Origin of the sequence: Paenarthrobacter sp. JL.01a, from assembly GCF_025452095.1 — a bacterium.
Classification (GTDB): Bacteria; Actinomycetota; Actinomycetes; order Actinomycetales; family Micrococcaceae; genus Arthrobacter.
In genome coordinates, this window is the sequence record NZ_CP104877.1 from 661717 (window position 1) to 674489 (window position 12773).

Sequence of the window (12773 nt, forward strand, 5' to 3'; positions counted from 1 at the left end):
CATTTTGGCAGTTGCTCCTGCGCGACTCCTAAATGGGGCTAGCCGTGCAAGGCCCGGTAAGCGGCCTCGGCAGCCGGATGCAAGGGCACTCCAGCGGTGTTGATCAGCGTCTCCGGGCTGAGGAACTGAACTCCTGCGCTCGACTTCGGCACCAGGTCCTGGGCCTTTTCCACCATGAGCTCCACGGTCTGCCGAACAACGTGGTCTGCCAAGTCGCTGCGGCACAGGAGCAGGTTGGCGACGCCCACGGTCCACACCGCAGGAGCGTTGCCGTAGCTGTTGGCTGGAATGAGGACGCGGTCGTAGAAGAACCCGGACTGCGCCCGCGTTGCCGGAATGAGCCCGGACAAATCAAGAAGCCGCACGCCGATGTCCTGGGCAGCAGCGGCGATGGGCGCCGTCGGGACGCCTCCGGACTGGATCATGACGTCGATTGATCCGTCGGCAAGTGCCGCTATGGCTTGGTTCAAGCCGAGGTTGACCTGTTTCACGGCCTTGTCCGGCTGTGCCGTCTGCGGCGCAAGACCCGCCGCGGCAATGATCCTGCCGGCCGTAAGGGTGGTTCCCGAACCAACTTCGCCTACCCCCGCGGTCTTACCGGCGAGGTCCGCGAACGACCGGATGGCGCTGTCCTGGCGCACGATGCAGTGGACGTAGTTCTGGTACACCTTGCCGAGGGCAACCAGTCGTCCTTCGCTGTGGCTGCTGGCGGCGGGTTGGGCGGCGGCGTCGGCCAGGGCGACGGCGAAGGTCGCCTCGCCGGACAACACCCGCTGGATGTTCTCGAGACTGCCGCCGGTGGTCAACGCCCGGGCCCTGTCCGCGATGCGTTCGCGTTGCAGCAAGTCGGCCAAGAGCGCGGCGAATTCAAGGTAGAAGCCGCCCTGTTCGCCGCCGGCCACGGTGAGTTCTTGAGGCTTCTCCGCCGGGGAGCAGCCAACAGCCGCTGCCAGCACACCGAACGACACGGCGGCTCTCATGGCGTTCCGCCGCGAGATCGCGGGAAAGTCAGGCATCGGAACCCTCCCTTGGGCCCCCGAATTCCAAGCGAACCGTCAATCCGTGTGGCTTGCTGTCTTCCAGCACCAACCTCGCCCCATTCGCTTCCGCCAGCCTTTCCACGATCGTCATCCCCAGGCCGTTGCCGGGGATGCTGCTGTGTTGGGGCGCCCGCCAGAACCGGCTGGTGGACACGGCACGCTGATCGGCTGGGAGGCCGGGACCGTCGTCGGAAATCACGACGGCGGTGCCTCCTTGGGCGGGTTCGGTCGCCACTTCGATGTGGGCGGCGGGGGCGTATTTGATGGCGTTGGCCAGGAGCTCACCGACCATATGCGCGAGTTCCTCCGGGTTGCATGCGATGGTGATTGGCCGTGGCGGCTGGCTGAGCCCGATTGTGGCGCCTGTCTGAGCGGCCGCGGGGGATGCCCGTTCCACTTCTCCTTGCAGGATGGGAAAGGGGTCGATCACCGAAAGGCGCTGGTTTTGAGACTCCTGATCGGCGTGGGCAGCCCCTGCGGAGGCGCGATGTTCCGCGGTCGCCAGCTTCAGCACGCCGTCGAGCATTCCTTCCACCCGCTCAAGCTCGGCCACGACCTCGGCAGCGGCGGCCTTCTCCGGTTCGGAACGGAGCGCCAGCTGCAGCAGATCGATCCTCAAACGCAAGGCCCCGACCGGGTTGCGGAGCTGGTGCGAGGTGTCCGCGATGAGGCGGCGCTGCGATTCCATGCTCTGGCTCACTGTGTTGGCCATGGTGGTGAAGGAGCGGCTGAGTTCGCGCAGTTCAGGCGGCCCGGCTTCAGGCAGTTGGGTGGTTGTGCCGGTGGCTTGAAGCTCATGGACGGCCTTGCTAAGGCGCTGGACCGGTCGCAAAACCCAGCCGGTGATACGGGCAGCGGCCAGCAGGAGCAGCGCGCCAAGCGCCACGGCGGCCACCCCGACGACGAGCCACCGCTCCCGCAACTTCTGGCGGGCGACGTCGAGGTTCACTTCCAGCACCACCTCGCCGAGGACCTGGCTGGCCGTGCCGAAGGAACGGGAGATGGTTTGGTTGCCTGTCCCGAAGGCGCGAACGGGATCCAACGTGGTGTCGCTGAGGTTCAGGCTTGCCCGGCCGAGCGCGTCCCGGACCTGTGGCTGGTCATCGCGAAGTTCCCCTGAATGGAGGGTTTGGCCTTGCATATGGATCAGGATTCCTTCGCCATACAGCTCGGTGTAGCGGTTCATTTCACGTTGGAGTTGGGTGGTGTTGTTGTCCTCCAGGGCGTCAGTTGCCAGCTGCGCGAAGCGGTTCAGGGCGGCGACACGGTTGATTTGCAGCTCCTGGGTGAGCTCGCGGCTGGCCGATGTCAGGATCACGCTGGATACCGTCACCACGATGATCACCACCAACAGGCTCAGGATGCCCAGGACCCGGAGTTTCACGGCTGCTCGACGCGGTAGCCGACGCCCCGGACATTGATGATGAACCCCGGCATCTTGAGCTTGGATCTGAGGCCCGTCAGGTGCACGTCCATTGAACGGGAATGGGCCAGGAAGGCATCGCCCCAGAGTGCGTCGAGGATCTGTTCGCGGGTCACCACGGAGCCCGCATGCCTGACGAGGAGGCTCAGGAGGTCGAACTCCGTCGCCGTGAGGGGGAGTTCCCTTTTGCCGATCGAGGCAACACGGCGGTCGAGGTCCACCTCCAGTTCGCCCAGGACGATCGTGTGTGGCGCTGCTTGCCCGGCGCGGTTGCTCCGGCGGGTGACGGCCTCGATGCGGGCAAGGAGTTCGACGAGTTTTACGGGTTTGACCAGGTAGTCGTCGGCGCCTGAGCGGAGGCCAAGGACCACGCTGCGTTCGTCGTCGCGGGCCGTCAGGATCAAGATGGGGATCTGGGTGACTTGGCGCAGCTTCCTGAGGACGTCCAGGCCGTCCAGATCCGGCAGGCCCAGGTCCAGCAGGATAACCTCATGCTGCCGGTGTGCCAGGAGTGCGTCCTCGCCCCGGGAAACCCGGGTGTGCTTGTGCCCGGCGGAGGCGACGGCGGCGCTCAAAGCTGAGGCCATGGCGTCGTCATCCTCGACGATGAGCACGTGCACGGTGGTTCCTTCTTTGTCTCGGGGCTTTGGTCCGTCTTGGAGGTTACTCCTTTCCCGGAGCGTCCGCCCCTTTCAGCGGCCGGCCGGGGCACCCAAGCCCGGCAGCCGCCGTCGTACATCCCAACGCTCGATCACCTACGGGCGCCTTTTTCGAAACGCTCCATCACCCCTTAACGTTGCGAGGCCCGCTCTGCGTCCTCCGGGAGTAACAACGGGCGCAGAACGTGCCTCACAATCGGGTGGGTCAGGCGTCGATCAGATCCTTCTTGTCATCGCCCCGGCCCTTCCAGGCGTGGCCCTGCTCAGTATCCAGGTGCGTGGCCTTCTTGTTCTTCAGGGCGAAGACGTAGACCAACAGCGAGATGAAGATTGCTGCCGTGACGTAGGTGAAGAACAGGTCCTCCTGGCCGGCCTTCTGCAGCGCTGCACCAATGAGCGGAACCGTGCCACCGAAGAGCGAGTTGGCGATTGCGTAGCCCAGGCCGACGCCGAGAGCGCGGATGGAAGCCGGGAACAGTTCGGCCTTCACCAGGGCATTGATGGAGGTGTAACCACCCACCATCAGCAGACCACCCATCATGAGCAGGAAGGCAACGAAGGGATCCTTGGTGCCTGCAAGCGTGGAGAGCAGCGGCCAGGTGAACAGCACGCCGGTCACACCGAACCATACGAGCAACGGCTTGCGGCCGATCTTGTCCGAGATCAAGCCATACACCGGCTGGAGCAGCATGAAGATGAAGAGGGCCCAGAAGTTGATCACCGAAGTGTCCGTCTTGGCGATGCCGGAGGTATCGTTCATGAACTTCAGGATGAAGTTGGTGTAGGTGTAGAACGCCACCGTGCCGCCAAGGGTGATGCCGATGCAGATCAGCAACGGCTTCCAGTGCTTGGTGAACAGGAGCTTCATGGTGCCGGGCTGTGCTTCCCCTGCAACCTTGACGTGTGCCGCGCGGATCTGGTCAGCGGAGACCGTTTCTTCCATGGAACGGCGAAGCCAAAGCACTACAAGCGCTGCCACGCCGCCAATGGCGAACGGGATACGCCAGCCCCATTCAGTCAGGGCTTCCTTGGTCATGGTGTTCTGCAGGATCACGAGCACCAGGAGCGCCAGCATCTGGCCGCCCACGAGCGTCACGTACTGGAAGCTCGAGAAGAAGCCGCGGCGCTTGGCCGTCGCCGCCTCGGACATGTACGTCGCGCTGGTGCCGTACTCGCCGCCGACCGAGAAGCCTTGGAGCACGCGGATGAAGACCAGCAGAATGAGCGCCCACAGGCCGATGACATCCTGTGTTGGGAGGATCGCGATGGCGAACGAACCAGCCGACATGAGGGTCACGCTCAAGGTCAACGCGGCCTTGCGGCCCTTCCGGTCTGCGTAACGGCCGAAGAACCAGCTGCCGATCGGACGCATAAGGAACGACGTCGAGAAGACGGCCATCGCTTCAAGGCCGGCCTGGAGATCGTCGGAGGAGTTGAAGAAGTGCGACTGGAAATACGCCGCAAACACTGTGTAGACGTAGAGGTCGAACCATTCCACGAGGTTGCCCGCGGAGCCCTTGAGGATGTTGCTCACTGCCTTGCGGGTCTGGGCGGCTTCGCTCAGAGGTGCAGCTTGTTGGGTGCTCATCAATGAACCTTCCTGGACGGCAGCAGCTGAGGCGGCCGTGTCTTGCATGTGTTCGTTCTGTCCATGAAGCGGGTGCTCATGGCTTCGTTGCGCATGGCTCTTCGTCGACTAAGAAAGGCCCTCTTGGGGATGAAGAGGACGTATTCCAAACTATGGGTGATGCACGGCACAGCCAACGCGGGAACGGATTTCCTAACACTTCCTTAGGTTTCCGGCGCATGCTCGCTCACGTCCCGCGGGGTTCCGGCTCACGCTCTCTCACGCCCCGAGGGTTTCCGGCGCACGCTCGCTCAGGTTCGGCGGGTTTGGGGTGGACGCTCGGTCAGGTTCCGCGGGTTTGGGGTGGACGCTCGGTCACATCCCATGGCCCGGACCGGGATCGTTGACGCGAACCAACTTCCAAATTGAGAGTCGTCCAACGCCCCCAGCGACGGCGACGGATAATGAGAGCAGAACCGAACCGGCCTGCGACAGCCCGCCCACCGGTACGCAGACAAGCAAGGGACCGGCGAAAAAGGCGGCGACATGAACCCACTGGTTACGGACCCGCCGCAGCGCCAGCCCTAGGAGTGATCCAACGCCAGCGCCGACAGCCCACACCGGAAGCAGGCTGTAGATGAAGAAAAGAACTGCCCATCCCGGTGATTGAAGAGTCAGCAAAAACCAAAAAGTCAGGTGTGCAACAGCAATTCCGAGTGCCAACCCCTTGCCATCGATCACCACCCGGGCCTTTGATCCGTATCGCCAGCTGTGCCGCGGTCCGGCTGCGATCAACCCATATTCGGCCTCGTCAGTCCAACTGTCATCGTTCATAATCGCCTCCGGACATGTAGGTGAGTGAGGGTTGGTCGGGTGGGGTGGTTACGTGAGTGAGCCCTCGGTGATCTCATTGAGCGCACCGGCCAGCGACGGGTATTCATACGCGAATCCAGCATCGAGCAGTCTGCGGGGCTCAACCCATCGACTTTTCAGCACCAGCTCGGTCTGGGTTCGGATGAGAATAGCCCCGGCCGCAAGCAGCCACGACGGCGTTGGGAAGCCAAACGGCACACCCAGGCTCTGCCGCACCAAAGCCATGAGCTCACGATTGTCCACCGGGTAGGGTGAAGCGGCGTTGACGGGACCAGTCAGCTCTGGCCGTTCGTGAATGAACAGCACCGCTCGACACAGGTCCTCCACATGGATCCAACTGAACTTCTGCGTGCCCGGACCCATGTGCCCGCCCAGGCCAAGTCGGGCGAGGTTCCGGAGGGGACCCATGACGCCACCGGCGCCCAGCACGATCGCAATGCGCAGCGGCACTTTGCGCGTAGCGGGCGCGACAGCAGCTGCCAACTCGTCCTCCCAGGCCCGGGCCACGTCCACGGAAAATCCGCTGCCCAACTCTCCCGAAATCTCGGACTGCGCATGGTCCTCCGCATGCCGATAAATGGTTCCGGTGCTCGAGTTGATCCACGTCCGGGGTGGTTCGGCACACCCAGCAACCGCACGCCCCAAGGCACGCGTCGTCTGCACCCGGGACTCCAGGATCTCCCGCTTGTGGCGCTCGTTGTAACGGCAATTCACGGATCGTCCGGCGAGGTTCACCAGCAGCTCAGCGCCGTCCAGCGTTTTGGTGATGGCGCCGTCGTCGTCCCATTGCGCGTTGGCCGACGCGGCCCGCCCAACCGTCCGGACCTGCCAACCGTCTTGGAGAAACCGGCGCCGGAAGTAGCTGCCGATGAAGCCGGAAGCACCCGCGATCACCACAGTCTTCACGAGTCTTCCTTCACGCTGCGTACGAGCCCGAGGACGTCGTCGAACACCTTGCCGACCCCCGGAATCTTCGCGAGCGACAGGCCACGGGCAACCAGCGGCGCTGCGCCGTCGATCAGCCTGCGTGTGCGGCGTTGGCCCTCGGATTCGTCGTAGACCCAAAACAGCGCGACACCCATGTACGCCAGCCACAGCAGTTCGGGCAGGTCGCCGCGCAGTTTCTTGGCGACAGCGGGCGAGGAGCCGTCGACGGCGGTGCGGAAGATCGCGAGCGACGCGTCCCGGGCGGCGGTGGACGCCTCTCCGAACGGATTGACGGGCGACGTCGGCCGGATCGCCGTCGAGATGAAGTCGGAACCGAACTGGTGGTACGGCGTCATGACGTCGATTCCGGTGTGAAGCACGGCCTTCAGGCGGCCGGCGAGATCCCGGACGTTTTCGAGGGCCTGGGCGGCGGCCGCGGCGTGCTCGTCCTGCACCTGGATGTAGAGCTCCTGGACCAGCTCGTCCTTGGACGCGAAGTAATAGTAGGCATTGCCCACCGACACCCCGGCCTCCTGGGCTATGGCCCTCATGGTGGTCTTCTCGAAGCCAATCTCGCGGAACATCTTCAGCGCGACGTCTGCCACCAATTGACGGGTTTGTTCACTTTTGGCAGCCATTCGTCACTCCTGGGTTTTTGAACGTGTTCAGAAAATAGTATGGCACGAATTGAACGTGTTCAAAAGTGGGGGTTGTGAGTGAGGGTTGGGGGGAAGGGGGTGGGTTGTGAGTGAGGGTTGGGGGGAAGGGGGTGGGTTGTAAGTAAGGGTGCCGGGCGGGGTGGGACAATGTAACCGGTGCCGGCCGCATGCCCCACCGCCCAGTGCTAATACAGCGGGGCCGCCTCACGTCGGGGCCGCCTGCGCGAACCACTACGAAACGGATGACCCATGCCCACGCCCTCTGGCTCCAGCACTCTCAGCAAACCGGCACCGCGCTTTGCCTCGATAGGTTCCCCCTACTTCGGCATCATGTTGGCCATCATGGCCGTGGTGCTGATCCTCTCCAACATCGGCGCCTCCAAGGGTGTAGCGCTGGGCCCGATCATCACGGACGGGGGCTTCTTCCTCTTCCCGTTGGCCTACATACTGGGCGACGTCATGAGCGAGGTCTACGGCTTCAAGGAGGCCCGGAAGGCCATCATTACCTCGTTCGCCTTGTCCGTCTTCGCATCCCTCTGCTACTGGGTGATCATCATCCTGCCGGGTTTCGATGACGAGTACGGAACGGCCAAGCAGGCCGCCATCGAGGGTGCGCTCGGACCAGTGCCGCAGATTGTCCTGGCCTCGCTCTTGGCCTTCCTGGCAGGCCAGACCATCAACTCCTGGATCCTGGTGAAGATGAAGGCACGCACTGGCGAAAAGAGCCTGTGGGCGCGTTTGATGGGTTCCTCGGTGGTGGGCGAATTCGTGGACACCCTGATCTTCTGCAGCATTGCGGCGTCCGTGATCGGTATCTCCGACGTGGGTTCGTTCGTCAACTACGTCCTCGTCGGCTTCCTCTACAAGACCGCCGTCGAGTTCATCTTCGTGCCGATCACCGTGCTGGTGGTGGGCTGGATCAAGAAGCGCGAGCCGAGCTACGGGGTAGTCGCGGCCTAACTACTCGCCGAGTTCGCCGGAAACGTGCCAATTCGCTGGAAGTTTCCCAACGCCGTCGCACGTTTCCCGCGAACCCGGCGCAGTTACGAGTAGTACCGCCCCAGCGTCTCCGCCTTGAACTCGAAGAAGTCCCCGGATTCGATGGCCAGGCGGGCATCGTCCACCATCTTCACCACGAAGCGCTCATTGTGGATGGAGATCAACGTCGCCGACAGCATTTCCTTGGCCTTGAACAGGTGATGGATGTAGGCGCGGGAGTAGTTGGCGCAGGCGTAGCAGTCGCAGCCTTCCTGCAAGGGGCCGAAATCAGTCTTGTACTTCGCCCCGGACAGGTTGAAGCGCCCGAACGGTGTGTAGAACGCGGAGTTGCGGGCCACGCGGGTGGGGGAGACGCAGTCGAAGGTGTCGGCGCCGTTCTCGATTGCCGTGAAGATGTCGTCCGGCTCGGAAATGCCCAGGAGGTGACGGGGCTTGTCCTCGGGCAGTTCCTCATTGCACCAACGCACGATTGTGCCCAGGTTTTCCTTCTCCAACGCCCCGCCGATGCCGTAGCCGTCAAAAGGCATCGCCCCGAGGTCACGGCAGGCTTTGCGGCGCAGGTCCTCGTACTGGGCACCCTGGATCACGCCGAACAACGCCTGGTACGGCTTGCCCACGCGGGATTCCGTCAAACGCGAGTGCTCCGCCAGGCACCGCAGCGCCCATAACCGCGTCCGTTCCAGCGACTCTTCCTGGTAGCCGCGGGAGTTCTGCAGCGTAGTCAGCTCATCAAAGGCGAACATGATGTCCGCGCCGATCTGGTGCTGGACCTGCATGGAGATCTCCGGCGAGAACCTGTGCCGGTCCCCGTTGAGGTGGGACTTGAACCAGACTCCGTCATCGTCAATGTGCGCCAGCCGTTCCTTGCCGGGGGCCACGGCGTCGTCAGGTCCGGAAGAGTCCACGTTCTTCATGTCGATGACCTTCTTGAACCCGGAACCAAGGCTCATCACCTGGAATCCGCCGGAGTCCGTAAACGTGGGGCCTGACCAGTTCATGAACGCGCCCAGCCCGCCCGCGGCGTCGAGGATTTCCGGTCCGGGCTGCAGGTAAAGGTGGTAGGCATTGGCCAGCACGGCCTGCGCGCCGAGGTCCGCGATGGACTCGGGCAGCACGGCCTTTACGGTGGCTTTGGTCCCGACGGCGATGAACGCCGGCGTCTGGATTGTCCCGTGCGGCGTGGTGATGGTTCCAGTCCGGCCCAGGAACGCGCCCCCGTTCGCCTCCACGAGCGAGGACGACGGCGAGCACGTCTCGGTCAGGCGCGTGCCCACCGAGAAGGAGAACCCGGATTGCCGCTCGGACAAACCGGGCAGCGAAGGGGAAGATGCAGGGGCAGATGAGGAAGCTGGCACGCTACCAAGTGTGCCAGCTTTACCGGGAGCAACCTGCCGGATAAGCCCTAGGAGCCGTAGTTTTCGGCCTTCCAGTTGTCCCACGAGGACCGGATGTCCGCCAGGGTGTGGGCCCCCAAATCGAAAGTGGAGGCAATCACCATGGAGCCGCCGTCGGGCCTCTTTTCCGGAATCGGCAGTTGCTCGGCGACGATCAACAGGCCATCCCCGTGCTCGGCATAACTGTGAACCGTAAGGCCCACTTGGTGCCGGCTCTTGAACCAGACTTTGCCGGAGATCTTCTCGCCTGTAGCGAGCGTGAGCGAGTACTCCTCACCAACCGGAGGCAGGTCCCCGAGGCCAAGCTTCTCAATCGCCGGACCGCCTTTGCCGGGCAGCGACACGAAATGCGTCCGCCGCTGACCGTGGGGGTGCCGTTCCAAGGCAAAGCGCAGTTGGTGGAGGAACGTCAGCCAGCCCTGCGTGATGTCCTCGTCCCAGTCAGCCCACTCGGAATCATGGTCCAAGGCAACCCGGGTGATCCTCACTTCCGTGCCCCCGGAGACGGGGTGAAGCTCAAAAACGTCCCCGCCATTGACCGTCAGGCTCGTGTGGTCGGGTCCTTCCACGACGTCCGTGTTGAAGTAGATTTGTTTGATTTCATCGGCGAGATCATCGGCTTCCCAACCGTGCCATTGGGCCACCAACGACGGTTCACGCAGCATGGTCCACACCTGCTGCGCATCGGCATTAACCACAACGCTCAGATTGTTCGTCATGGCCCCGAATCTACCGCCGTTCGAGCCCACATAACAGGCCTTGAAATTCCCCGGCCCAAGGCGCACGAAAACTAGGCGCGCACGGATTCCAATTCGCTGTCGATCCGCCTGGCGAGCTCGTCCTCGCTGATGGTTTTCGAGCCGCCGTGTGCCCGCAGGAACAGCAGCGCTTCCAGGCGCAGGAAGCGCCAGTCGCGCTCGGCCTCGTGGTTGCCGTTGTCGATCGCGCGGAAGATTTCCTTGTCATACAGGTTGGGTTCGTTCAGCGAGCGTTGGCGCACCCGGGCGTTGACCCGGGCCTTGAAGGGGTCTTCCTCCTGGAATTCAGGGGCGCGAAGCAGTTTCTCGTACACGGCTGCGCGTTCGCTTTGTCCGGCTTCCCGGCAGATGAAACTGGAAAGAGCCAGGGCCCGCTCGATCGAGGCCCACCTGTCAAGGTTCCCGTCGAACGGCAGCACGTTCAGCAGGTCCGCCACAGCCAGGGCGTTGTCCGGATCCCGCAGCACAATGCAGAGGTCGAACGCCAGGTTGCTGAGGTCCCGGAGGCAGCTTCCGGACTTGGTATTGATGCCCTTCGCGAGCCTCTCCGCCAGCACCTGCACGCTGTTCTTGCCCTTGTGGTTCGCGGCGGCGGACCGCACCACTGCTTCGGGCGTCCCGTCCGGCTCGGGGATGAGCGCGAGTTCCTCGGCGCTGGGGCCGGTGTACGTGGGTGGGGTTTCGGGCCTCGGGGGCACGACGACGGCGGGCCCGGCGGCCGCGTCGGCGTCGTCGACAATCCCGTCGGCACCCACGCCCGCGGGAGCACCGTCCCCTACCGGAACGCTGGACCCGACAGCGATACGCAAGGTGCCGCCGTCGTCGATCGTCACGAGCAACAAAGCGGCGACGCCGTAGTCATCATTCTCAACGTCGATACTGACGATTTCCTGGGCCGGCCCGTCGCCGGGTGGGAACACGAAATCCCCGGGCCGCAGGTCCCCAGCCTGCTTTTCCCTGTACTGCTGTGTGGCTGGGCTGTGAGTCATCGGAAATCCTTTGGTTCTCTTGGGGTCCGCCGTCCAGTCTACAAAGACCGGCTGTCAGAGGGGCCGTGACCCGCTAGAGAACGACGCCCGAGAAAGCGAGCGCCTGCCGGACGAGGTTGCCGCGACCGCCGTCGAACTCCTGCTGCACGTTGTCGCTCAGCACTTCCTGCGGCGTCATCCATGTCAGTTCCAAAGCATCCTGCCGGGGTTCGCACTCTCCGGTGACAGGGATGACGTAGGCCAGCGACACGGCGTGTTGGCGTTCGTCGGTGAAGCCCGTCTGCGAGGGAGCCGGGAAGTACTCGGCCACCGTGAAGGGAACAGGGCTGATGGGCAGCTGCGGGAACGCCAGGGGGCCGAGGTCCTTTTCCATGTGCCGCAGGAGCGCAGCGCGAATGGTCTCGCGGTACAGTACCCGGCCTGAGACGAGGTAGCGGACCATGTTGCCGTCGGCGTCGCCCTGCAGCAGGGTGCCTACTTCGTTGACATATCCGAGCGGATCCAGCCTGACGGGAACAGCCTCCACGTAAACCATGGGCAGACGGCCGCGGGCTTCGAATAGGTCCTCATCGGAAAGCCAGCCTGGATACGGGTCAGGTGTACGTACGCTCATGGTTAAGTTCTACCGCATCCCCGGTGGAACTTCCGTGGCGGCGTCCCGTTGCAGGGGCCGTTCCGCTCTCGGCGGCATTAGAGGGCTTGCGTGCTGGCGGCGCGGGACCTTTCCACTACGATCGACGCCGGCGCCGACCCACCTGCGGCATCAGGGTTGGCGACATACAGGACATCGTCCTCGAGCCTTGCGTCGGCGCCCGCAGAGTGGAGCCGGCCCAGCAAAGGTTCCAGATCGCCGTCGTACTCGAACGCGAGGTCGCCGTTCCCGCTGTCCGCACCGCGGATGACGCGCAGGATTCCGCCATTCTTGGTGGTCAACGTGGCTGATTCGTCGTCTTCGGTTCGGGGCCGGGCGCCGATGTTCCGGAGATCGTTGGCTGCGACACCCACCAGCGGGCTGACCCACGTTGCCACTACGGTGAGGGCGGGATCGGCCTCCGGCGAGGTGGCCCACGAGCCGTCGGCTGCCCGCTGAGCCGGGAAGGCGAAGAACTCGAACCCGTCATCGGCCGAGATCTGCACAGTGGCGCCATCCGGCGTTTGGTGGACTTCGGCCTGGGTGCCGTCGTCTTCGGTGCGCCGTGCGAATTCCTCCAGGTCTCCGACTTCCACGCTGAAGACAGTGATGGCGTCCAGGGGGTGGCCGTGCTCCACCCGGGCCACGGCAAGGCGACCCGAACCGGCGTCGAACTCCTTCCAGTCACCGTCGTCAACGGTCGTTGCCAAACCCAAGGCGTGCAGCAGCGCGGACCATTGTTCCGGCCGTGAGGTGTAGTGGATGGGGCGGGCTCGCAGCATTGGTCCTCCGGTTTCTGGTGGTCGGTTCCCAGCCTATTCCGCGTGGCCGTATCCGTGCCCGCCGCTTCCACA

The 12773-nt window shown here is 63.8% G+C and carries 13 protein-coding genes; 1 reads left to right on the top strand and 12 read right to left on the bottom strand.

All coding sequences use genetic code 11. The features are described from left to right. Nucleotides 1–38: 38 nt before the first annotated feature. From N5P29_RS03265 to N5P29_RS03295, 7 genes are all read right to left on the bottom strand, one after another. Entirely contained in the window at nucleotides 39–1016 is a 978-nt protein-coding gene (locus N5P29_RS03265) for a TAXI family TRAP transporter solute-binding subunit (RefSeq protein ID WP_262277241.1), read from the bottom strand. After that, nucleotides 1009–2424: a sensor histidine kinase gene (locus N5P29_RS03270; RefSeq protein WP_262277242.1), complete on the bottom strand. Its 1416-nt coding sequence runs from the start codon at nucleotides 2422–2424 to the stop codon at nucleotides 1009–1011. Before N5P29_RS03270 ends, N5P29_RS03265 begins: the two co-directional genes overlap by 8 nt. Beyond that, a complete protein-coding gene (locus tag N5P29_RS03275) occupies nucleotides 2421–3083 on the bottom strand; it encodes a response regulator transcription factor (RefSeq protein WP_262277243.1) in 663 nt (220 codons plus the stop codon). The genes N5P29_RS03270 and N5P29_RS03275 overlap by 4 nt, the downstream gene beginning before the upstream one ends. 244 nt (nucleotides 3084–3327) lie before the next feature. Next, the gene (locus tag N5P29_RS03280; protein WP_144661497.1) at nucleotides 3328–4710 is read right to left on the bottom strand and encodes an MFS transporter; all 1383 of its coding nucleotides are present in this window, start codon (nucleotides 4708–4710) and stop codon (nucleotides 3328–3330) included. Nucleotides 4711–5064: 354 nt separating this feature from the next. Continuing rightward, nucleotides 5065–5430, bottom strand: a complete 366-nt coding sequence (locus tag N5P29_RS03285; protein ID WP_262277244.1) for a hypothetical protein — start codon at nucleotides 5428–5430, stop codon at nucleotides 5065–5067. Nucleotides 5431–5571: 141 nt separating this feature from the next. After that, nucleotides 5572–6468, bottom strand: coding sequence for a TIGR01777 family oxidoreductase (locus N5P29_RS03290; protein WP_262277245.1), 897 nt, complete (start codon nucleotides 6466–6468; stop codon nucleotides 5572–5574). Then, on the bottom strand, nucleotides 6465–7127 hold the full coding sequence (locus tag N5P29_RS03295) for a TetR/AcrR family transcriptional regulator (protein ID WP_262277246.1): 663 nt from the start codon (nucleotides 7125–7127) through the stop codon (nucleotides 6465–6467). Before N5P29_RS03295 ends, N5P29_RS03290 begins: the two co-directional genes overlap by 4 nt. A 270-nt stretch (nucleotides 7128–7397) precedes the next feature. Here N5P29_RS03295 and N5P29_RS03300 point away from each other — a divergent pair, with 270 nt between their 5' ends. Continuing rightward, entirely contained in the window at nucleotides 7398–8108 is a 711-nt protein-coding gene (locus N5P29_RS03300; protein ID WP_262277247.1) for a queuosine precursor transporter, read from the top strand. Nucleotides 8109–8191: 83 nt separating this feature from the next. On the opposite strand, the gene tgt is transcribed toward N5P29_RS03300, so the two are convergent. The 5 genes from tgt to N5P29_RS03325 all read right to left on the bottom strand — a co-directional run bounded on the left by tgt (nucleotide 8192) and on the right by N5P29_RS03325 (nucleotide 12701). Continuing rightward, entirely contained in the window at nucleotides 8192–9502 is a 1311-nt protein-coding gene (tgt, locus tag N5P29_RS03305) for a tRNA guanosine(34) transglycosylase Tgt (protein WP_262277248.1), read from the bottom strand. Nucleotides 9503–9549: 47 nt separating this feature from the next. Beyond that, nucleotides 9550–10260: an SRPBCC family protein gene (locus N5P29_RS03310; RefSeq protein WP_262277249.1), complete on the bottom strand. Its 711-nt coding sequence runs from the start codon at nucleotides 10258–10260 to the stop codon at nucleotides 9550–9552. Nucleotides 10261–10331: 71 nt separating this feature from the next. After that, complete coding sequence (locus N5P29_RS03315; protein WP_262277250.1) at nucleotides 10332–11288, bottom strand: DUF6707 family protein; 957 nt, start codon at nucleotides 11286–11288, stop codon at nucleotides 10332–10334. Between the two features lie 73 nt (nucleotides 11289–11361). Then, nucleotides 11362–11901, bottom strand: coding sequence for an NUDIX hydrolase family protein (locus N5P29_RS03320; RefSeq protein ID WP_144661505.1), 540 nt, complete (start codon nucleotides 11899–11901; stop codon nucleotides 11362–11364). A 77-nt stretch (nucleotides 11902–11978) separates the two neighbouring features. Further along, nucleotides 11979–12701, bottom strand: coding sequence for a hypothetical protein (locus tag N5P29_RS03325; RefSeq protein WP_262277251.1), 723 nt, complete (start codon nucleotides 12699–12701; stop codon nucleotides 11979–11981). Nucleotides 12702–12773: the final 72 nt, after the last annotated feature.

Bases quoted from the DNA above. Each gene is read 5' to 3' on its own strand.
- N5P29_RS03265 (WP_262277241.1), bottom strand. From the start codon at position 1,016: ATGCCTGACTTTCCCGCGATCTCGCGGCGGAACGCCATGAGAGCCGCC.
- N5P29_RS03280 (WP_144661497.1), bottom strand. From the start codon at position 4,710: ATGAGCACCCAACAAGCTGCACCTCTGAGCGAAGCCGCCCAGACCCGC.
- N5P29_RS03295 (WP_262277246.1), bottom strand. From the start codon at position 7,127: ATGGCTGCCAAAAGTGAACAAACCCGTCAATTGGTGGCAGACGTCGCG.
- N5P29_RS03300 (WP_262277247.1), top strand. From the start codon at position 7,398: ATGCCCACGCCCTCTGGCTCCAGCACTCTCAGCAAACCGGCACCGCGC.
- N5P29_RS03310 (WP_262277249.1), bottom strand. From the start codon at position 10,260: ATGACGAACAATCTGAGCGTTGTGGTTAATGCCGATGCGCAGCAGGTG.
- N5P29_RS03315 (WP_262277250.1), bottom strand. From the start codon at position 11,288: ATGACTCACAGCCCAGCCACACAGCAGTACAGGGAAAAGCAGGCTGGG.
- N5P29_RS03320 (WP_144661505.1), bottom strand. From the start codon at position 11,901: ATGAGCGTACGTACACCTGACCCGTATCCAGGCTGGCTTTCCGATGAG.
- N5P29_RS03325 (WP_262277251.1), bottom strand. From the start codon at position 12,701: ATGCTGCGAGCCCGCCCCATCCACTACACCTCACGGCCGGAACAATGG.